Below are 21376 nucleotides of genomic sequence, written 5' to 3' on the forward strand. Positions count from 1 at the left end.
GAGTTAAGTAAGTAAAAAGTATGTATGCATGATTATTCATTATCTTGTGAAGTTGAGTCATACCCTTATAAACCGCTACAATAGAGGTACTATAATAGGGGAGGCGTTTCATCATGAATAAAAATGTTTCAATAATTGGGGTACCGATGGACTTAGGACAAATGCGACGTGGTGTGGATATGGGACCAAGCGCGATTCGTTACGCAGGTGTTGTTCAGAGGTTGGAAAATTTAAATTATGAAATCGATGATTTAGGTGATATTGAGATAGGTAGACCTGAAAGAGTATCCTCAACAACACCACATGACAGTTTACGTAATCTGAAAGCAGTTATAGATGCAAACGAAAAGCTTGCTACGCAGGTAGATCAAGTTATTGCAGAGAAGCGATTCCCGTTAGTCTTTGGAGGCGACCACAGTATTGCGATTGGTACACTTGCAGGCGTTGCAAAGCATTACGAAAATTTAGGTGTTATTTGGTACGATGCTCATGGAGATTTGAACACAGCGGATACATCACCAACTGGTAACATTCACGGTATGCCATTAGCTGTTAGCTTAGGAATGGGTCATGATTCATTAGTAAACATACATAACTACAATCCGAAGGTGAAGCCTGAGAATATTGTTTTAATAGGTGCAAGAAGCTTAGATGAAGGCGAACGTATGCTACTGAAGGAAAAAGGAATACGTGTATATACTATGCATGAAATTGATAGGCTCGGTATGGCTAAAGTAATGGAGGAATCCATAAAATACTTGAAAGATCGTTGCGATGGAGTACATCTTTCTCTCGATTTAGATGGTCTCGATCCACATGATGCGCCAGGTGTAGGTACACCTGTTATTGGAGGGATTAGTTACAGAGAAAGTCATTTAGCAATGGAGATGCTGTATGAAGCGGATATGATTACATCAGCAGAATTCGTAGAGGTTAATCCTATTTTAGATGATAAAAATAAGACAGCAACGGTAGCTGTTGCATTAATGGGTTCACTTTTTGGAGAGAAATTATTGTAAAAGTAAAAAGGAGCTTGGGTACCAAGCTCCTTTTATATGTGAAATTCATTAAAAACAATGTGTTTAAGAGATTTTTTGGTGCTTAACCATGAGATATTGGTAATCTGCTATTAATTTATCTAGTAATTGACTTATTTCTATTACTTCCTGGGTAATAGTAGGAGTTTGTCTAGCTTTCTTCATTAATATTTGACGATAATCTTCAATTGATTGCTGAAGTTGCTGTTTTTCTCTCAGTTTAACCGCCTCCTTGCAAAGTAATTACCCAAATAAAAAATTTTTTAAACATAATGTAAATTATTTGATAAAATAAAGTTGATAAAAATGAAACATTTTATGAAGATGAAACGTAAACAAATATGAGCCGCATGAGCGGAGGTTTATAAATATGGACGCAGTTGTGAAGAAAAGAGTCAAGCAAGTCATCAAAGGCGATCAAGAGGCTTTTGCTGACATCGTTGAAATGTATAAGGATAAAGTGTTCTATATATGTTATCGGATGCTTGGGAATCGTCACGAAGCTGAAGATATCGCACAAGAAGCTTTTGTACGTGCTTATGTTAATATTAACAGTTATAATATGAATCACAAGTTCTCAACATGGCTATATCGAATAGCAACAAATCTCTCTATTGATAGGCTTCGGAAGAAGAAACCGGACTTCTATTTAGATGCTGAAGTAGATGGAACAGAAGGGTTAAATCTATACTCGCAAATCGCTACTAATGATGATGGACCAGAGGAAGAGGTAGAGCAAATAGAACTGAAACAGACTGTTGAGGATGCTATTATGAGATTACCTGAAAAATATAAATCAGTCATCGTTTTAAAATACATCGAGGAATTGTCCTTGAAAGAGATAAGTGACATTTTAGATTTACCTATTGGCACCGTCAAAACAAGAATACACCGTGGCCGTGAAGCTTTACGGGGATTATTAAGAAATGTATGATTGAGGTGAGCGTGAATGAAATGTAATACGGCCGAAGACATGATTATGCTTATGCATGACTATCTAGATAATGATATTACAGCGGAAGAAGAAAAGGTGCTACGTCACCATTTACAAGCATGTGAAGCGTGTCAGACACATTTTCATGAACTAAACAAAGCAGTAGCACTTATGAAAAGCTTAACAAATGTCCAGCCGTCAATTGACTTCACAGCAAATGTTATGAAAAAATTGCCGAAAGAGAAGAAGAGAGTTCGCGTTACGCGCTGGCTTCAGGTGCATCCACTATTAAGTGCCGCAGCAGTATTTTTCATTTTAATGATGGGAAGTATGTTTTCCTATTGGACGGAGGATCAACAATTTTCAGTATCTAAGCAACCCAATCTAGTAATCGAAAATGATACTGTAATTGTTCCAGAAGGAAAAGTTGTTACAGGTGATATTGTTGTTAAGAATGGTAACATTCGCATAGAAGGTGAAGTTCAAGGAGACGTGACTATTATTAACGGTGAACAGTACATGGCCTCAGCTGGACGCGTGACAGGCAACATCGAAGAAGTAAATAAGATGTTTGAATGGCTTTGGTATCATATGAAGAAGACAACAGTTGATGTTGTAAAAGTATTTGAGTAAAAGTGCTACCGCTATGAGTAGCACTTTTTTCTTGTAAGAAAGTAAATTGATATAATTTCAAATAGCTTTCTTCTTGGTTTTGGTTTAGTCGATAGTTGACCAAGTCCACCAACCCTCCCTAGCAACAGGATAATTAAGCGCTATTATTAATATATGATGAAAAATATGATAGACACAGGGGATTAGGAAAAGATATGATATAATACAGTAGTTAACCATAATATATAATATAATGAATAAATACATAGAAATTTTAAGTATATTTTTTAACCTAGATGAGTTGGCAAGTTATAGGCAAGTAATTTGAGGTTGTTGGCTCATGCATTTGCTTGGGGAAGCCGTAAAACGCAAACTAACAAAGAGACATATTAAGTTGCGGCTTTTATAGTCTTAGACGGAGCCCGTCATCTGCTTGTTGCCTCTTACACAATGTGAGAGCATGAGGAAATGAGTTAATATTCTCAAGCACAACGACTGACTTGTACTTTTCTATGTTGGATAGGCTGGAATGGAGGAAGTGTGCGTATGCCGGGAGAAGAACAAAATATATTTTATTATCTCGTAAATATCTTGGATATACTCCTCGTTTGGTATGTCATTTACCGTTTAATTATGGTGATTAAAGGTACTAAGGCTGTCCAGCTTTTAAAAGGTATTACGGTAATTATAGTAGTAAGAATTGTAAGTGATCTTATTGGCCTGGATACACTTCAATGGCTTATGGATCAAGCAATTACATGGGGATTTCTAGCAATTATTATTATTTTTCAGCCTGAATTGAGACGAGCCCTAGAACAATTAGGACGTGGGAAATTATTTCAACGATCAACGTCACCTGAAGATGAGAATTTAACGGATGTGGTTGATGCGATTTCAGGTGCTGTAGAATATATGGCCAAACGTCGTATCGGAGCTCTAATTACATTAGAGCGAGAGACTGGTATGGGTGACTATATTGAAACAGGTATAGCCTTACATGCAAAGGCTACAAAAGAGTTGCTAATCAATATTTTTATACCAAATACCCCTTTACACGATGGGGCTGTCATTGTCCAAAAAAATACGATTGCAGCAGCAGGTTGTTATTTGCCGTTGTCTGAGTCTCCTTTTATTTCAAAGGAGCTAGGAACCCGACATCGTGCTGCTTTAGGCATAAGTGAACAAACAGATGCCATTACTATAGTAGTATCAGAGGAAACTGGTGCAATTTCACTCACAAAAAATGGTGAGTTATTACGAGATGTTGACAAAAAAGAATTTGGAGGTATTTTACTCCAAGAGCTACAACTAAAGTCTAAAACCACTTCCTCTACACGTTGGCAATGGAGGGGGAAAAATCATGGATAAATTCATGAATAGTCATTGGATTATGAAGATTGTCGCCCTACTTTTAGCCTTGATGCTATACACTACTGTTAATATTGAATTAAAAAATAGTAAAGATACGGCTGAATTCCCAACAACATCTAGTGACTTAGTGACTGTTGCTGATGTACCTGTACAAGTGTTTTATGATCAGGAAAATTTAGTTGTATCAGGAATTCCACCTAATGTTAAAGTTACTTTAAAAGGACCCAAAAGTATTATTACACAAGAAGCGGTGCAAAAGGATTTTACAGTATTGGCCGATTTAACAGACTTAGCATTAGGCACACATATTGTTGAATTATCATACAGAGATATATCTGACAAAATCACTGTTGATGTTATTCCTGCCGAGGTCACTGTTACGATACAAGAAAAGGTTACTCGTGAGATGAACGTTGCTATCGAACAAGTGAATGCTGATAAAATAAAAGATGGTTATACAACGGATGAAGCTATTGTTAAGCCGAGCTCTGTTACTATCACCGGTGCTAAAGAAGAAGTTGACAGCATATCGTATGTCCGCGCCAATGTGAACCTAGAAGGGGTAGCGGCAACATTTGAACAGGAAGCAATAGTAAAAGCATATGACGTCGCAGGAAACGTACTTAACGTGACAATAGAACCTAACGTCGTAGATGTGACAGTTCCAGTTATTAGTCCTAATAAGCTCATCCCGCTTAGTGTTGAGCAAGCAGGAGAAGTAGCAGAAGGATATACAATATTACAGCTACAACCAGTTATATCGGAAATCAGAATCTTTGGGCCGCAAAATGCGCTTGAACGAATACAAGATTTAGTCGTTGAAGTTGATGTGTCTCAAGTAAATGAAGACACAACCGTTGATATCCCAGTTGAACTTCCTAATGGTGTAGAAAAGCTGGAGCCAGAAACAATACAAGTTTTTATTGATGTTGAAGAAGAGGTAGAAAAAACCTTCCTAGCATTGCCTATAAAAGTAATTGGTTTACCTGAAGGAGCGGCTATTGACTTTTTAAATCCTAACAATGGATTTATGGACATAACGTTCACAGGTGCCATAAGTATTGTGGAAGGCGTTAGTTCAACAGATTTTGAATTATATATAAATGTTGAAGACTTAAATGCGGGCGAAAATGAAGTAAAAGTGGAAGTTAACAGTCCGCCGAATGTATCTTGGGAGTTACCACAAGACACAGTTATTGTAGAAATTACACCTTAAGAAAAAATTATGGATCTTCCCTAAGAAAAAAGGAGCGATTGGAATGGGTAAGTATTTTGGTACAGATGGCGTTCGTGGGGTGGCAAATAGTGAATTAACCCCAGAGCTGGCATTCAAAATCGGTCGCTACGGCGGTTATGTTTTAACAAAGGATAAGCAACGTCCAAAGGTTTTGATCGGGCGTGACACGCGTATTTCAGGTCATATGCTTGAAGGCGCTCTAGTAGCAGGACTTTTATCTATTGGAGCAGAGGTAATGAGATTGGGCGTTATTTCTACACCCGGTGTAGCGTATTTAACAAAAGCATTAGGCGCTGAAGCGGGTGTAATGATATCTGCCTCACATAATCCAGTTGCAGATAATGGTATTAAGTTCTTTGGACCAGATGGATTTAAGCTTTCTGATGCACAGGAAGAAGAAATAGAAGCGTTAATTGATCAAGAAACAGATACTCTGCCACGTCCTGTAGGTGCCGAATTAGGCCAGGTAAACGACTATTTTGAAGGCGGACAAAAATATCTACAATTCTTAAAGCAAACGGTAGAAGAAGAGTTTACGGGCTTACACGTTGCATTAGACTGCGCAAATGGGGCAACAAGCTCACTAGCAGCTCATTTGTTTGCTGATTTAGATGCCGATATCTCAACGATCGGATCAACACCAAACGGAATTAATATTAATGATGGTGTAGGTTCAACACATCCTGAAACGTTAGCAGCTTTTGTAAAAGAAAAAGGTGCGGATATAGGTTTATCTTTTGATGGTGATGGTGACCGCCTTATTGCCATTGATGAGAACGGTGAAATTGTTGATGGCGACAAAATCATGTATATTTGTGCAAAATACATGAACGAGCAAGGACGCTTAAAGCATAACACGGTTGTTTCCACTATTATGAGTAACCTTGGTTTTTATAAAGCTCTAAATGAAGTAGGTATAAAGAGTGACAAAACGAAGGTCGGAGATCGTTATGTTGTAGAGGAAATGAGACGTGGTGGCTTTAATTTAGGTGGCGAGCAATCTGGACATATTATTTTCCTTGAATACAATACAACAGGCGATGGATTGTTAACGGGGCTTCAGCTTGTTAATATTTTGAAGGTAACAGAAAAAACGTTATCTCAGCTTGCAAGTGAAGTTGTTAAGTTTCCACAAGAGTTGGTAAATATTCGAGTTAGTGATAAACATGCTGTAACAGAGAATGCTGTTGTTAAAGCGATGATTGAAAAAGTTGAACAAGAGATGAATGGCGATGGTCGTGTACTTGTTCGTCCATCAGGTACTGAGCCACTTGTTCGCGTTATGGTTGAAGCTCCTACAGAGGAGAAGTGTCATGATTATGTCACTCGTATTTCTGAAGTTGTTCGTGCAGAGTTAGGTATAGAGTAGAATACGTAAAAAGTCACCTTGAAGTATGTTCAAGGTGACTTTTTATATATTGGTAAAGAGATGCTGGCTAATAAATACCCAAAAAGCAGACTAGCCATACGCACATTTTTCATAATCAAGCACAACAAAGCCCAATTAAACATAAAGTAAAAGTGTAATGTAAAAAAAATGAAATTGACGAAATGATTCACTCTAGTGTATTATTAAGCGTGATATTTTAATAGATAGACAGGAGGGTAGAACAACTAAGCAACTGACTTTTAAAAGCGCCAGAGCTGAACGACCGGACGATATAAAGTTCAGCTGACGAGGTGGAGGTTTATCGAGAATTCGGCGGATGCCTCCCGGTTGACATGTAGGTCACGACCGTAAGTTTACTCGAAAACATAGGGGCAACCCTTTGCACAAACGAGTGTAACAATAGACCACGACTATCAAACTAGTGTGGGGCAGTTGAAGCCCCTTGGTTTCCTGTCCCCCTATATATTAGGAGGAAATTTAATATGTGCGGAATTGTAGGATATATTGGACAACAAGATGCAAAGGAAATTTTACTAAAGGGCTTAGAGAAGCTTGAGTATAGAGGCTATGACTCAGCGGGGATTGCAGTTTTAAATGAATCGGGTGCCCATGTTTTTAAAGAAAAAGGTCGTATCGCTATTTTACGTGAAACAGTAGATGAATCTGTACAGGCTCCTGTTGGGATTGGTCATACAAGATGGGCTACTCATGGTGAACCATCTCGAGTAAATGCGCATCCACATCAAAGTACGTCAGCACGTTTTACTCTTGTTCACAATGGTGTTATAGAAAACTACAGCCAGCTTATTCGTGAGCATCTACAAGGTGTTACGTTAAAAAGTGACACAGATACAGAAGTAATCGTGCAACTAATTGAGAAAAAAGTAGATACTGGTCTAACCGTAGAGGAAGCATTCCGTGGCACGTTAGCAGAACTAAAAGGTTCATACGCTATTGCTTTATTGGATGAGCAAAACAAGGATGTTATCTATGTTGGGAAAAACAAAAGCCCACTTTTAGTTGGGTTAGGAGATAACTTTAACGTTGTGGCTAGTGATGCTATGGCCATGCTACAGGTGACAGATCAGTACGTTGAATTAATGGATAAAGAAATGGTTCTTGTTTCAAAGCAAGAAGTTACTATTAAAAATCTTCAAGGTGAGGTCATGGAACGTGCACCTTACACAGCTGAATTAGATGCAAGTGATATTGAAAAAGGCACATACCCACACTATATGTTAAAAGAAATCGATGAACAGCCATTAGTTATTCGTCGCCTTGTACAAAAATATCAAGATGATAACGGGACTTTAACGATTGAGCAAGATATTCTTGATGCTATGAATGATGCAGATCGCATCTATATCGTAGCAGCAGGTACGAGTTATCATGCTGGGCTTGTAGGTAAGCAATTAATTGAAAAGGTCGCAAGTATTCCTGTAGAAGTGCATGTAGCTAGTGAATTCTCATATAACATGCCAATTCTAAGCAAAAATCCACTGTTTATTTTTATCTCACAAAGTGGAGAAACAGCGGATAGTCGTTCAGTGCTTGTACAAGTGAAAGAGTTAGGTTATAAAGCACTAACAATCACAAATGTACCTGGCTCTACACTTTCTCGTGAGGCTGATTATACGTTATTATTACATGCTGGACCTGAAATCGCTGTTGCATCAACAAAGGCTTATACAGCACAAATTGCGGTTTTAGCTATTTTAGCAGCGGTCACAGCTGAATCACGTGGATTAACGGTTGAATTTGACCTTGTAAAAGAATTAGGTATCGTTGCAAACAGTATGGAAACACTTGTAGACGCAAAAGAAGAAATGGAACAAATAGCTCGTGAATATTTATCTACGACACGAAACTGCTTCTTTATTGGTCGTGCTGTAGATTATTATGTAGGCCTAGAAGGCTCATTGAAGCTTAAAGAGATCTCTTACATTCAAGCAGAAGGCTTTGCTGGAGGAGAGTTAAAGCATGGTACAATCGCTTTAATTGAAAAAGGTACACCAGTTATTGCATTAGCTACAGTGGAACACGTAAACTTAAGTATTCGTGGTAACGTGAAAGAAGTAGCAGCACGTGGTGCGAATCCGTGTGTGATTGCGCTAAAAGGTTTAGAGGAAGAGGATGACCGTTACGTATTACCAGAAGTTCATCCAGCATTAACACCTCTTGTATCAGTTGTACCATTACAATTAATATCTTACTACGCTGCTTTACACCGTGGCTGTGACGTAGATAAGCCACGTAACTTAGCGAAGAGTGTAACAGTAGAATAATATATGATGTACATAAAAAGCATGGCTGTGGCCGTGCTTTTTATGTTGTATATGAGTCTTGTTATAAGTATGTGTATGAGACTCTTGGCTCTGAATTAATGAAAAGCTGTCCATTCTTTTCGTCTACCCCTACTCGAAAAGTGTTAGGGTTACCTGAAATAAGAATGTCAGCAACTAGTTGTGTATCGGTTTGTTGTTGCTGCTCTTTAATTTTATATTGAATATATGAATGCGTGCCAACATGAAAACGACGTCGTATTTTAAAGTGTTTATTCTCACAAAATAATGTCTCATGTAAGGTTTCACTAGTAAGTTCTTTACCAATAAGTGAACTTAACCTTTCAATAACATCCGCGTTTTTAATCATACATATCTTTCCTTTCCTGACTATACCTATATTTATCTATATACATTTATTTTAAACATAGAGTGACAGGATGCAATAGTCTTTGACATGTGAACGATTTACTCCCGGGCCTGACCAATTAATCGTAAGCTAATAAGACATATAACTTAGTAATCTAAAAGGCCTCAATTAGCTAAACGTTAAATTAATGTAATTGACAAATTATTGATTGCCTTATAGTATTATTATATAGACCGATTGGTATATTATGTTAAGATAATCAAGTTTCACACATACATGTACTAAAGCTTACGTCTCCCATGGAGTGAACGGAGACATTTATTGCATTAATTATATAGACTGGTCTAATTAGATTACTAACAGCAACAAATGAGATATATATGGAACTATAGCAAATAATATAGTAAATGAGGGATTAAGATGAAGATTTTAGTGACGGGTGCGTCTGGTAATGTTGGTCGATATGTAACAGAAGAGTTGTTGAATAAGGGTGAACAAGTAGTTGTAGCTGGAATAGATATCGATAAACTAAACGAAATGTTCAAGGGAAGAGTGGATGTTGTTCATTTTGATTTTACGAAGAATGACACCTTTAATGGTGCACTTCAGGGGGTCGACCGAGTTTTTCTAATGAGACCACCTCACCTCGGAAAACCTGAAGACTTGTATCCTTTCATTGATGCGATGAAGTCATCCAATATTAAGCTAGTATCCTTTTTATCGTTAATGGGAGTGGAAAATAATACTATTCCTCCTCATCATAAGATTGAAAAATATATAGAAGGGTTGGGCATTCCTTATGCTCATGTTCGGCCAGGTTTTTTTATGCAAAATGTGTCAGGTATTCATTCGGTTGAAATAAAAGAAATGAATAAAATATTTATTCCAGCAGGAAATAGTAAAACAAGTTTCATAGATGCAGCGGATATCGGCTTAGCTACAGCGACGCTCCTACATGATGCTGAGTCATACAAAAATACAGCCCATACTATTACGGGACCAGAGGCTTTAGATTACTATCAAATAGCGTCTATACTCAGTAAAGTCACGGGTAGACAAATAACGTATGCTAAACCAGGATTTTTAAAGTACAGAAAGCATTATATTAAAAATAGAGGCTTAGATAAAGGATATGTGAATGTAACGGTAGCACTGTATTTTATGACAAGAATGGGAACAGCAAAAGAAGTGACGACGGACTTTTTTAACTTAACAGGGAGAGAGCCGCGATCTTTTGAGGAGTTCGCTAAGGGAAATTTGATTAGATTCATATAAAAAGGGGATGAATATACATGGGATTTTTTCAGGATATTTCACCAATTTTTAAAAAGAGAGAATTAACACTTTTAGAAAGCTATCAAGAAATAGAAGGGGTATATACTTTTGTTTTTGAAAAAGAAAAAGATCTAAACTGGAAATCTGGTCAACATGGTATTTTCACTATTACTCATAAATCTATAAAAAAGCCGACTAGACCGTTTAGTGTGGCATCTACTCCAGCGGAGAATGTTGTTAAAATTACGATGGGAATTGGTGAAAACCCGAGTGAATTCAAGCAAGCAATGTTAGAGCTGAAACAAGGCATGAAAATTAGTATGCGAGGGCCGGTGGGACCTATGTATTTAGCTGAGCAGGCTCCTATATTACTTATAGCTGGTGGAATTGGCATTACACCGTTTAGAGCGATATTTAAAGAAGTGGAAGCCTCAAGCGAATGGAGACAACAAGTCACATTGCTCTTTGTTGATAGCAATGGTTTATATGTATATAAAGATGAATTAGACAAAATGGCAGATAATCCTCTACTTAATGTGAAATACTTACAAAATAGAGATGAATTATATAAAGAGATAGATATATATATAGCACAGTCTAGAAATCAATCGAAGTACTTTGTGGCGGGCTCAAAATCTATGGTAGATGCTGTTTCTAGTTATATGAAGAAACAGGATATTTTAAAAAAGAATATAAAAAAGGATGCTTTTATCGGTTTAAGTAATTAGCGAACTTGTTGGGAAATCAAATCGTGACGCATCAAATCCGTCTTTTCTCGATTCACCCCAGCCAATTGTAAGCTATTAAAAGCGTAAATAAATTTTATAAGTAAACATGTTGACTGTCCCCTAAAAAAAGAATCAAATATGACTTTGTAATCTCCTTTTAAAAGAATATTGTGTTACGTTTTGGTTCTTTTTATTTTTTAAGTTTGGTTATCAAGAGACCAGCTTTTGTTAAAATTTTCTCATTTTATGTATTATCGCTAACACGTCCGAATAAGAAGTGTTATAATAGTAAGAAATTTTATTTTTCTGAAAATTTAAGGGGGAGACATGTTTGGCTGAACTTCGAAGTAACATGATCAAAAAGGGATTTGACCGTGCACCACATCGGAGCCTACTTCGTGCTGCGGGAGTTAAAGAAGAGGACTTTAATAAACCGTTTATTGCTGTCGTAAACTCGTATATTGATATTGTCCCAGGACATGTACACCTACAAGAGTTCGGTAAAATTGTTAAGGAAGCAATTCGTGAAGCGGGTGGCGTGCCATTTGAGATGAATACTATTGGTGTAGACGATGGTATTGCTATGGGGCATATTGGGATGAGATATTCATTGCCAAGTCGAGAGATTATCGCTGATTCTGTAGAAACAGTCGTAGCGGCGCACTGGTTTGATGGCATGGTCTGTATCCCGAACTGCGATAAAATTACGCCGGGTATGCTAATGGCATCATTACGCTTAAATATACCTACTATTTTTGTTAGTGGTGGACCGATGAAGGCTGGAGTTACGAGCGATGGCAGAAAGATCTCGTTATCATCGGTATTCGAAGGTGTTGGTGCCTATCAAGCGGGTAAACTAGATGAAGGAGGCTTAAAAGAGCTTGAGCAGTTTGGCTGCCCAACATGTGGCTCTTGTTCAGGAATGTTTACAGCCAATTCTATGAACTGCTTAAGTGAAGCATTAGGGCTAGCTCTTCCAGGGAATGGGACTATTTTAGCGGTATCACCAGAGCGGAAAGAATTTGTAAGGCGTTCAGCGAAGCAGCTTATGCATTTAATCGAGAAGGATATTAAACCGAGAGATATTGTAACGGAAAAAGCAATTGATAATGCATTTGCATTAGATATGGCACTTGGGGGCTCTACAAATACCGTACTGCATACATTGGCTCTTGCTAATGAGGCAGGATTAGAGTATCCGTTACAACGAATTAATGAAGTGGCAGAGCGTGTACCACAGCTCTCAAAGCTTGCACCAGCATCAGACCATCACGTTGAGGACTTGCATGAAGCAGGTGGTGTTACAGCTGTGTTACATGAGTTATCGAAAAAAGAGGGAACACTTCATCTAGATACGTTAACTGTTACAGGAAAGACGCTTGGTGAAGATATTGCTGGATGTGAAGTGAAGGATGATGAGGTTATTCGTTCGATAGACAATCCATATAGTGTAAAGGGAGGTCTTGCCGTTTTATTTGGAAATTTAGCACCGGATGGCGCCATTATTAAAACAGGTGGCGTGCAAAACGGCATTACTCGTCACGAAGGACCTGCTATTGTTTTTGAATCACAGGAAGAAGCGCTTGAAGGTATTGCTAAAGGTGATGTAAAAGCAGGACATGTGGTTGTTATTCGTTATGAAGGGCCAAAGGGTGGACCCGGAATGCCAGAAATGCTAGCACCAACCTCTCAAATCGTTGGAATGGGCCTTGGACCTAAGGTGGCGCTTGTAACGGATGGGCGATTCTCAGGGGCATCTCGTGGGCTATCGATTGGGCACGCATCGCCGGAAGCGGCTGAAGGAGGACCACTCGCGTTCGTAGAAAATGGTGATCATATTGTAATAGATATTGAGAGTCGCTCTATGAATGTTGAAGTAGCGGACGATGTGTGGGAGCAACGAAAATTAAAGTGGCAGGGCTTCGAGCCTAAAGTGAAAACAGGATACTTAGCACGTTATTCTAAGCTTGTCACATCAGCAAGTACCGGTGGAATAATGAAGATTTAAGGAAAAAGCCGGTTCCTCTATAAAGTGAGGGGCCGGCATTTTTTATTTTTGTGTTGGAATTTTAATTTTTACTCTGTTAAACTTCAATGTTGACTTTCGCTCCACTGCACGTGCTTTCCGCGGGCGGTTCAGAAGCCTTCTCGGCGCAAGTCTAGACTTTTTCAGTGCCCTCCAGCTTTCCCTAAGGAGTCACGTGCGTTTAGCTACAATCAAAAAGTATTTAAAAATCAACAGCCATCTTTAAAAAAAGCCTAATTTTTATAATTATTAATTTCAAATAAATCAATTAACTGAATGTCCTTTTGCTTATCTTGGAACCAGCGTAGAGCAAAATCATTCTCAAAAAGAACAACTAGACGTTCATGTCTGTCTTTCACAAGTAAGTTTCTCGAATCGAAGAGTCTTGCATCGACCTTGTCCGTTGCAATCCATCTCGGCACTCGGTCGCCAAGAATTTGGAATACAACTTCAACATTATACTCAGCTTTCATACGGTATTCAAATACATCAAATTGAAGCTGTCCAACTGCTCCTAATATATACTCATCTGTTGTGTATTGGCGAAATAATTGTATAGCACCTTCTTGCACTAGCTGCTCGATACCTTTTTTAAATTGCTTCGATTTCATAACGTTTTTCACGGTGACTTTTTTAAACAGTTCTGGTGGGAATTGAGGTAATTCCTCATATACAAACATGTCTGCACCACCTGTTATCGTATCACCGATTTGGTATTGATTTGGGTCGTATATGCCAATAATGTCACCTGGATAAGCTACTTCTACTGTCTCACGGTCAGAAGCAAGGAATTGTTGTGATTGAGCTAGTTTAATTTTCTTTTGCGTTCTTGTGAGAGTAACGGACGCCCCACGTTCAAATTGACCTGAGCAGACACGTAAAAATGCAATACGATCGCGATGAGCAGGGTTCATATTAGCTTGAATTTTAAAAACAAAGCCTGAAAAGTCAGGATGATTTGGGTTTACGTATCCTTCATTTGTTTTCCTTGGTTTTGGTGGAGATGCAAATTGTAAAAATGTATCAAAAAATGTTTGTACACCAAAATTAGAAATGGCGCTGCCGAAGAAAACGGGAGTTAGCTCACCCTTTTGAACAGCATCTATTGAGAATTCATTTCCAGCTTGATTAATTAACTCTAATTCTTCTTCTGTTTCTTTAAAGGTTGGATGGTTTTTAATATCTTCTACATAAGCTTTGTCGTCAAACGAAAGAATAGCTTCTTCTTCATTGCCTTTATATTGTATGAACTGCTTACTATATCTATCATACAAGCCTAAGAATCGCTTCCCCATGCCAATCGGCCAATTCATCGGGTATGATTCAATTCCTAATACTTCTTCTATCTCTGATAATAGATCAAGCGGCTCCTTTCCTTCACGGTCCAGCTTATTAATAAATGTGAAGATAGGTATGCCTCTCATGCGACACACTTTGAATAGTTTAATCGTTTGAGGCTCGACCCCTTTTGTTGCATCGATAATCATAACAACGCTATCGACAGCTGTTAAGGTTCTATACGTATCTTCACTAAAATCTTCATGTCCAGGCGTATCTAAGATGTTTACATAGTAGTTGTCATACGGAAAGCTCATGACACTAGATGTAACAGAAATTCCGCGCTTCTTCTCTATCTCCATCCAATCAGATGTAGCGAACTTCCCTGATTTTTTTCCTTTCACGGTCCCGGCGTTACGTATAATATTACCGAATAATAGTAATTTTTCTGTCAGCGTAGTTTTACCAGCATCGGGATGGGAGATGATAGCAAAGGTTCTTCTTTTATTTATTTCATGCTCAAGGTTCATAGTAGGTACCCCTTATTTATATAATTCGATGATGTGGAGATGTGGCGCTTTAACACAATTTTCCGACCATGTTCTTGCTCCATATTACAGCTTAATATCTATTTTAGTAATTGTATATACTTATTTTTAAGCAAGGACCTTAATAAAATTCCTGCTCTGCTATAGTATAGCAGTTTATGCTATGGTATGTTTAGGTGTTAAAGCATAATGAAGACAGGCTTTGTATGAAAGGAAGTATTTCATGCTAGAATATACGGGCGAACGTGTAATTCCTCATTTAATGAAACCAACAAATGGCATGTTGTTAGAGCATGTAGCAAGGTACCACTTTTCTATTCCCTATATTAAAGGACGTGCATTAGACATAGCTTGTGGGAGTGGATATGGTAGCCAAATGATAGCGAAAGCTGCTAAAAAGCAATTACAGGAACTAGTTTCTATTGATAGTGATCCTCAAACGATTCAGTATGCTGAAGGAGCGTATTATCATCCGCTTATTACGTTTCGAGTAGAGGATGCCGTAAATCCTGAATTACCAAACAGATTAGGTCAGTTTGATGTCATTATTAGCTTTGAAACAATTGAACATATTACAGAAGAAGAGCAGTTCATGGATAATATTTATAACATGCTTAAGCCAGGTGGTACATTAGTTTTATCTACTCCATTTGGAAGTGGTAGGGGGAAAACTACACTTGAACCCTTTCATGTTCATCAACTAACGAATGAAGAGTTTCAACAGCTATTTTGTCGCTATACGAATAAGGATTTCTTTTATCAAAAAGGTGTTCTTGTAGAACCAGCCCCAGGGCGTGAGGGAATTCATTATCCTTTCGGTATTGCTGTTTGTAAAAAATAAAAAAGATGCCAGTAAATCTCTATACGAGAGACAACTGGCATTTTTTATTAGCTCCATCAAACAGACATTACAACTGTAGCTGTTGTTTATTGATTGAAACGTGTTTCTTTTTGCTAGACCCAGGTACCATTAGCTCTACAAATGGTATTTTTTGCATCACAATAACGACAATCATACATATTAAAATGGTTAGACCAACCTGCACGGGTATACCAGCTACTGGGTGAAGATTATAAATCCATAAACCAAAAACATTATCTAAGTAGCTAAGTACAAGCGGGTGAAGTAAATATATGCCTAGGCTCGTCTCATTAATCATCTTGTAGATGCGTGGTAATGGCTTTGTGAAACGAGTAAACATCAAAAATAAACCGACTGCTGATAGCACTACATTTGGTGATAAATATTCATACCAAAAAGAATAAAATGCGTTCGTTTGATTTGAGAAAAGTGCCGTTAACCCAGCTGTCATGCCGACGCTAATTATAAATACTATAGAAGAATACTTTATCAGCTTCTTAGCTGGATATTTTACTAGATAATATCCAAGAATAAAATAGCCAACATAACCAGTTACAAAGCTTAGTTCAATAGGGATAGTGATCTGATACATATAGTTAATTAGCTTAAATAAAACAGAACTAACTAGCCACATCCCTAAAAAATATGTGAGGTTTTGTTTGCTTGCATGTTTAACATACACATGTACAAGCGGTGTAATTAAATATAACCCAATAATCATGTATAAAAACCAAAAGTGAAAGTGAACATTCCCGGTTAAAAATAATTGTAAGGCATTTGTTAAAGATACAGGGATGCTATTAATTACTAACATTTTTAGTAATAAATATAGTGCGCTCCATGTTACTAGTGGAATAACTACTTTTAGTGAACGAGTTAAAAAGAAGCTTTTGATTTTAATTTCCTTAGATTGTGACAAAAATAATGCACCTGAAATCATAACAAAAATAGGGACAGATGCTCGTGAAAGTGCCTCATATATATTTGTAATATGCCAACCCGTTGTGGGTGTAAATTGACTTATAACAGGAGAGGAGGTGTGGATCAATACAACCATAATTGTCGCTATAACACGTAAGTAATCAAATGAATAGTTTCTTTGCATTCTGTATTCTCCTCAAATTATTGTGAGATTAGTATAGCAGACTAGCTAGCTGTACGATATATGTATTTTTTTGAAAAAAAAGTCTAGCATCCCCTGCGATACGAGAGAGCTAGACATTTTCCTTTAATTACATGTTTCACATTGTTCGAAATCTTCACTTTCAATCTGCAGGGTCGTGTGAGCTACGTGAAATTCATTCTTGAGCATGGCCGTGGCAGAGTGAAGTATTGAATCTCGATTCTCGTCAGAGCCAACCGTTATATGACAGGTTAATGCAGGAAAGTCCGATGTAATGGACCATACGTGTAAATCATGAATATTTTTCACGCCAGGTATTTGTTGAAGTGCTGCTTTAACTTGTTCAAGACTTATATCGGTAGGTGTACCCTCCATTAAAACGTGTAGAGAGTCTTTTGTTACTCTCCAACCACTTATAAGAACTAGCATCGCTACAAGTACACTTGCGATTGGGTCAGCAATATTCCAATTGAAGAAGTAAATGAGTAAACCAGCAACAATGGCACCAACAGAACCAAGCATATCTCCAAGAACATGTAAAAAGGCGCTACGTAAATTTAAGTTATGACTTGTGTCTCCCTTTAGTAGTATCCAGGCTACTATGATATTCACGACTAAACCAATACTTGCGATGAATAGCATACCTGTACTAACCTCTGGTGGTGCTAAAAACCTGTGATATGCTTCCCAAAAGATATATAAAGAAATACCTAACAGTGTTAGCCCGTTTATGAAGGCGGCTAGTATTTCAAAGCGTTTGTAGCCGTAAGTTTTTGCTGCATTCGTGGCTTTTTCGCCAAGCTTAAATGCTGCTAAGCTTAGTCCTAGAGCAAAGGCATCGCTGAGCATATGCCCAGCATCGCTAAGAAGGGCTAGACTATTTGTTAAAATGCCTCCTATCACTTCTATAATCATAAATGAGAAAATTAAAATAAAGCTAATAAGTAGTGCTTTTTTATTTGCATCGTTTCCATGGTGATGGTGGTGACTATGGTCATGTGAATGTCCCATATTAATTCCTCCATTTCAAAAAAATTAATGGTGTTGGGAGTGATGTATAGTTTGCTCAAGTATATTCATGACATGGTTGTCATCGTGTGAGTAGTAAAGAGTTGTTCCTTGGCGTCGATATTTTACCAAACGTAAATTCTTCAAAAAGCGTAACTGATGAGAGACTGTTGTTTGCAGTAAATTTAGTTTCTCAGCGATGCCATTAACCGAATGCTCTCCTTGAAATAATAAATGTAAAATGCGTATGCGTGTAGGATCAGCCAGTGCTTTAAAGGTTTGGGAAACAATAAATAATGTTTCTTCATCTAGTTCTGTAGGAGTTGATTCGTTTTTATCAATATCAGTCATGTTTTACACCTTCTTTTATTCAATATATGAGTATGTGTTCATATATTAATTATATTGTGGAATTATTTGGTAGTCAATTCCTTTTTCTGTATATAAAATGTAATTATAAATATAAGATGGGGTGAGATAAACATGGAAATTAAACATCTTAATACGGAAAGTGATATTTTGCTAGGTTATCCTGTTATGAAGCATTTACGAACACACTTAGACGAAAAATCATACTTGTCTTTAGTAAAAGAGGCACAGCAGCAGGAGAGTTACCAGCTTGTTGGTGTATTTGATAATAGCAGACTTGTTGCAGTTACGGGATTTATGCCTATGGTTACATTATATAATGGGAAATTCATTTGGGTTTGTGATCTTGTGACAGATCCGGACGTTCGTTCTAAAGGATATGGTGAGGCGTTATTAACATATGTTCATGATTGGGCGCAGGAGCAGGGTTACAACAAAGTGTCTCTATCATCAGGACTGCAACGTACAGATGCTCATCGTTTTTATGAGGAAAAAATGAAGTATGATCGAGTTAGTTATGTTTTTTTAAAGAAACTAGGTAGTTAATGTTAGTCCGAAAAGTATTAGTCTGGATTTACGTTGTTAAAACAAGGTGTGTAACATTTCATAATTCCCCTCGTCTATTAAAGTAAAGAAACGTAGGAGGGGATGACCGTGAAAAAAATCGTAGCAGGTGTTCTTGTCGTAGTGCTGATTATGGCCGGTCTTATTATATTTAATCAGTCGAAGCCAGTGGTAGCCGGAGATTGGACAGCAGCTAACAAGAATCAAGCTGTTCTTCCGAATAAAATTTGGATGATCCCATTTACGAAGGAGCTAGATGATGAGTCTATTCATGAAAATTCGATTTATATAACAGATGGAAGAGGGGAAAAGTTAGCCATTGATGTTAAACTTCATGAGAACAAAAAGTCAGTCATTCTGATGCCGCCCGAAGATGGATATATACCTGCTTCTTCATATACACTTCATATCGACTCTTCTTTAAAAGCTATTGATGGAAAGGAAATACGCTCTGATATATCGGTACCTTTTCAAGTAATTCAAAGCTTACCTGTTGTTGGCTCAAAAGAGAAGCTTGAAGAACTCACTAAAAGGTGGGTTAAAGAGAAAGAACGAATGTATATGGATGGGATAGCTGTTGAGGAAAGTATCGAAGATAATAGTGCTATGAAATCAGAGGGCGAAGTAAGTTATTCAGAAACAAATGTTCAAGTAAAAGGGATTGACGAGGCTGATAGATTTAAAACAGATGGTACTCATATTTATTACATTCGTGACAATGAGCTTGTTATTATGAAAGCCTATCCGGCAGAGGACATGGAAGTATTAGCTGAACTCACCTATGAATCTGGATTTCAACCACAAGAGTTATTTTATTATGAAAACAAGTTAGTTGTTATAGGCTATTCTTATGACCATGACTATTCTTATAAATCAGAAGATATGTTAGAAGATAAAGCAATCATGCCAATCCAAAATGGGACGGAAGCCATTGTATATGATATAACAACAAAAGAAAAGCCTGTGGAATTAAGACGGGTTACGTTAGAAGGGTCACTTGTTTCTTCTAGAAGAATAGGCTCTAAAGTATACTTGGTAGCGAATCATTGGCCGAACTACTGGTTACTCGCTGAAAATAAAAAGGCCGATGTAGAAATGTTGATACCTCGATATAAGGATTCTGTGCAAGGAAATAAGTCAATGACGGTATCTTATGATGAGTTGTATTATATTCCTGACTCAGCTGAAGGGAACTTTTCTATAATTTCGGCCTTTGATTTAGAAGAAATGAACAATACTGTAAAAACAACAACGTTTCTTGGCAGTGGCCATCAATTTTATATGTCACATGAAAATATATATTTGGCCGTAACTAAGTATCCGTATACGATAGAGCGACTTGAGCGTGAGAGGGACGATGAATACACAAGCGTGTATAAGTTTGCGGTTGATGGCTTAGATGTCGTGTTACAGAGTAGTGCCGATATGCCAGGACATTTACTAAATCAATTTTCTATGGATGAACATGCAGGGCATTTTCGAGCTGCTACAACAGTAGGATATGCTTGGGACAATGACCGGCCATCGTCAAATAGTCTTTATATTTTTGATGAAAATATGAAGCGGGTAGGAGCCATAGAAGGGCTTGCACGTGGCGAACGCATTTATTCAGCGCGTTTTATGGGAGATCGTGCTTATGTAGTAACCTTTAAAGAGACGGACCCATTGTTTGTTTTTGACCTGAGCGATCCTGCTAAGCCAATTGTTTTAGGAGAATTGAAAATCCCGGGCTTTAGTAATTACCTTCATCCTTATGGAGACAATCACTTAATTGGCTTTGGACATGATACGAGGGTAGTACCAAGTAAGAATCCAGATCAAGAGCCTCGAGTCATTCAAGAAGGTGTGAAAATCTCAGTTTTTGATATAACAGATGTAAATAATCCAAAAGAAAAATTTACGGAGATTATTGGGGGAAGAGGGACATACTCTCCATTGAATCATGACCATAAAGCATTACTGTTTAATGAGAAGACTGGTTTATTCGCTTTTCCAATAGCTGTTTATAACGGCGTAGAAGGAAGTGAATGGGACACTGAATTTCAGTTTCAAGGTGGATATGTGTACAATATTGATTTAGTAAAAGGAATTCAATTGCAAGGAAGCATAACCCATCAAGAAGGAACGAATTTAAAATATCATGAGTGGGAAAGTGAGATACAGAGATTGCTTTATATTGATGATACTCTGTATGCTATTTCAAATTACTATGTTTCTGCACATGATATAAAAAATATTACTGATATTAAGCAAATTAAGACAAAATAAAAGATAGCCCTGAGTCTTCCGGAAGTTGTGAGTGGAAGACTCTTTTTTTGTATGGTATTATACATGTCGGGGTATAAAAATATTAGGTGGGTGG

General features: G+C 37.6%; 19 protein-coding genes. 13 read left to right on the forward strand and 6 right to left on the reverse strand.

The genetic code is table 11. From position 1 onward, the window contains the following. Positions 1 to 113 precede the first annotated feature (113 nt). Positions 114 to 1019, forward strand: a complete 906-nt coding sequence (gene rocF, locus EJF36_RS00960) for an arginase (RefSeq protein WP_125904591.1) — start codon at positions 114 to 116, stop codon at positions 1017 to 1019. Between the two features lie 63 nt (positions 1020 to 1082). Here the strand turns inward: rocF and EJF36_RS22050 are convergent, their stop codons facing one another. Beyond that, a complete protein-coding gene (locus tag EJF36_RS22050) occupies positions 1083 to 1256 on the reverse strand; it encodes a Spo0E family sporulation regulatory protein-aspartic acid phosphatase (protein WP_395940608.1) in 174 nt (57 codons plus the stop codon). A 151-nt stretch (positions 1257 to 1407) separates the two neighbouring features. On the opposite strand from EJF36_RS22050, the gene sigW reads away from it, so the two are divergent. From sigW to glmS, 6 genes are all read left to right on the forward strand, one after another. Beyond that, entirely contained in the window at positions 1408 to 1971 is a 564-nt protein-coding gene (gene sigW / locus EJF36_RS00970) for an RNA polymerase sigma factor SigW (RefSeq protein ID WP_125904593.1), read from the forward strand. 15 nt (positions 1972 to 1986) lie between these two features. Further along, positions 1987 to 2604 carry an anti-sigma factor family protein gene (locus tag EJF36_RS00975; protein ID WP_125904594.1) on the forward strand — a complete coding sequence of 206 codons (618 nt, stop codon included), beginning with the start codon at positions 1987 to 1989 and terminating at the stop codon, positions 2602 to 2604. Between the two features lie 525 nt (positions 2605 to 3129). Continuing rightward, positions 3130 to 3951 (forward strand): diadenylate cyclase CdaA, encoded by an 822-nt coding sequence (cdaA, locus tag EJF36_RS00980; protein WP_125904595.1) that lies wholly within the window; start codon positions 3130 to 3132, stop codon positions 3949 to 3951. Further along, positions 3944 to 5170: a CdaR family protein gene (locus EJF36_RS00985; RefSeq protein ID WP_125904596.1), complete on the forward strand. Its 1227-nt coding sequence runs from the start codon at positions 3944 to 3946 to the stop codon at positions 5168 to 5170. The genes cdaA and EJF36_RS00985 overlap by 8 nt, the downstream gene beginning before the upstream one ends. Positions 5171 to 5213: 43 nt before the next feature. Then, complete coding sequence (glmM, locus tag EJF36_RS00990; RefSeq protein ID WP_125904597.1) at positions 5214 to 6560, forward strand: phosphoglucosamine mutase; 1347 nt, start codon at positions 5214 to 5216, stop codon at positions 6558 to 6560. 503 nt (positions 6561 to 7063) lie between these two features. After that, complete coding sequence (gene glmS / locus EJF36_RS00995) at positions 7064 to 8866, forward strand: glutamine--fructose-6-phosphate transaminase (isomerizing) (RefSeq protein ID WP_125904598.1); 1803 nt, start codon at positions 7064 to 7066, stop codon at positions 8864 to 8866. 61 nt (positions 8867 to 8927) lie between these two features. On the opposite strand, the gene EJF36_RS01000 is transcribed toward glmS, so the two are convergent. Next, a complete protein-coding gene (locus EJF36_RS01000; protein ID WP_125904599.1) occupies positions 8928 to 9233 on the reverse strand; it encodes a hypothetical protein in 306 nt (101 codons plus the stop codon). A 420-nt stretch (positions 9234 to 9653) separates the two neighbouring features. Here EJF36_RS01000 and EJF36_RS01005 point away from each other — a divergent pair, with 420 nt between their 5' ends. From EJF36_RS01005 to ilvD, 3 genes are all read left to right on the forward strand, one after another. Next, positions 9654 to 10508, forward strand: coding sequence for an SDR family oxidoreductase (locus tag EJF36_RS01005; protein WP_125904600.1), 855 nt, complete (start codon positions 9654 to 9656; stop codon positions 10506 to 10508). Positions 10509 to 10525: 17 nt separating this feature from the next. Further along, complete coding sequence (locus EJF36_RS01010) at positions 10526 to 11236, forward strand: FAD-dependent oxidoreductase (RefSeq protein WP_125904601.1); 711 nt, start codon at positions 10526 to 10528, stop codon at positions 11234 to 11236. 331 nt (positions 11237 to 11567) lie between these two features. Beyond that, positions 11568 to 13244, forward strand: coding sequence for a dihydroxy-acid dehydratase (gene ilvD, locus EJF36_RS01015; protein WP_125904602.1), 1677 nt, complete (start codon positions 11568 to 11570; stop codon positions 13242 to 13244). A 251-nt stretch (positions 13245 to 13495) separates the two neighbouring features. On the opposite strand, the gene EJF36_RS01020 is transcribed toward ilvD, so the two are convergent. Beyond that, on the reverse strand, positions 13496 to 15070 hold the full coding sequence (locus EJF36_RS01020; RefSeq protein ID WP_125904603.1) for a peptide chain release factor 3: 1575 nt from the start codon (positions 15068 to 15070) through the stop codon (positions 13496 to 13498). 241 nt (positions 15071 to 15311) lie between these two features. Here EJF36_RS01020 and EJF36_RS01025 point away from each other — a divergent pair, with 241 nt between their 5' ends. Next, the gene (locus EJF36_RS01025; RefSeq protein WP_125904604.1) at positions 15312 to 15929 is read left to right on the forward strand and encodes a class I SAM-dependent methyltransferase; all 618 of its coding nucleotides are present in this window, start codon (positions 15312 to 15314) and stop codon (positions 15927 to 15929) included. Between the two features lie 67 nt (positions 15930 to 15996). On the opposite strand, the gene EJF36_RS01030 is transcribed toward EJF36_RS01025, so the two are convergent. From EJF36_RS01030 to EJF36_RS01040, 3 genes are all read right to left on the reverse strand, one after another. Then, complete coding sequence (locus EJF36_RS01030) at positions 15997 to 17055, reverse strand: acyltransferase (protein ID WP_125904605.1); 1059 nt, start codon at positions 17053 to 17055, stop codon at positions 15997 to 15999. A gap of 123 nt (positions 17056 to 17178) precedes the next feature. Beyond that, a complete protein-coding gene (locus EJF36_RS01035; RefSeq protein WP_125904606.1) occupies positions 17179 to 18084 on the reverse strand; it encodes a cation diffusion facilitator family transporter in 906 nt (301 codons plus the stop codon). A 24-nt stretch (positions 18085 to 18108) separates the two neighbouring features. Beyond that, positions 18109 to 18432 (reverse strand): ArsR/SmtB family transcription factor, encoded by a 324-nt coding sequence (locus EJF36_RS01040; protein ID WP_125904607.1) that lies wholly within the window; start codon positions 18430 to 18432, stop codon positions 18109 to 18111. A 132-nt stretch (positions 18433 to 18564) separates the two neighbouring features. On the opposite strand from EJF36_RS01040, the gene EJF36_RS01045 reads away from it, so the two are divergent. Continuing rightward, entirely contained in the window at positions 18565 to 18996 is a 432-nt protein-coding gene (locus tag EJF36_RS01045) for a GNAT family N-acetyltransferase (protein ID WP_125904608.1), read from the forward strand. A 108-nt stretch (positions 18997 to 19104) separates the two neighbouring features. Beyond that, a complete protein-coding gene (locus EJF36_RS01050; RefSeq protein WP_185806775.1) occupies positions 19105 to 21282 on the forward strand; it encodes a beta-propeller domain-containing protein in 2178 nt (725 codons plus the stop codon). The last annotated feature ends 94 nt before the right edge of the window (positions 21283 to 21376 follow it).

The sequence above is a fragment of the Bacillus sp. HMF5848 genome (assembly GCF_003944835.1).
Taxonomy (GTDB): Bacteria; Bacillota; Bacilli; order Bacillales; family HMF5848; genus HMF5848.